1 protein-coding gene is annotated in these 613 nt (G+C 31.3%); it reads right to left on the reverse strand.

The genetic code is table 11. The annotated features are described in order from the left end of the window. Positions 1-118: 118 nt before the first annotated feature. Positions 119-613, reverse strand: a 495-nt coding sequence (locus tag GQX97_RS13940) for a Na+/H+ antiporter NhaC family protein (protein WP_232473442.1), incomplete at its 5' end; no start/stop codon positions are given.

Below are 613 nucleotides of genomic sequence, written 5' to 3' on the forward strand. Positions count from 1 at the left end.
CTTTATATAGAAATAAAGTACTTTAAATATTATTAATTAAATATGAAAAAAACAAAAAAAGTCTCATAATATAAGAAATTATGAGACTTTTTAGAATTAATAAAAATATTTTTTAATATTATTTTATCRTTTTTCTATCATAAAATTTTGGTGCTAGTATAGCCATTATACACATTATTACAAATCCTGTTAATAAAGCCAAGAAAGGATTTAAAGTAATACCTCCAACTATAACTCCTATAAATGAAGCAATAGCTACCAAACTAGCATAAGGAAGCTGTGTACTAACRTGTTCCAATAAAGGACAGTTACTTCCAGTAGAAGAAAGTATAGTAGTATCAGATATAGGAGAGCAGTGGTCTCCAAATACAGCACCAGAAACCAAAGAACCTACACTAATAAGAAGTACATTCAAAAGCTGTTCTCCAGAATAACCATTAGCATTAGCAAGACCTGTAGCAATAGGTATTACTATAGGAATAAGTATAGCAAAAGTACCCCAGCTTGTTCCAGTAGAGAAGGCTATAACACAGCCAAGCAAATAACCAATAGCAGGAAGTAGCCAAAGAGGGAAACCGCCGCCTTTAACAACTTCTGATAGGAAAGAAGCTAA

This window comes from Brachyspira sp. SAP_772 (genome assembly GCF_009755885.1).
In the GTDB taxonomy this organism is placed as follows: domain Bacteria; phylum Spirochaetota; class Brachyspiria; order Brachyspirales; family Brachyspiraceae; genus Brachyspira.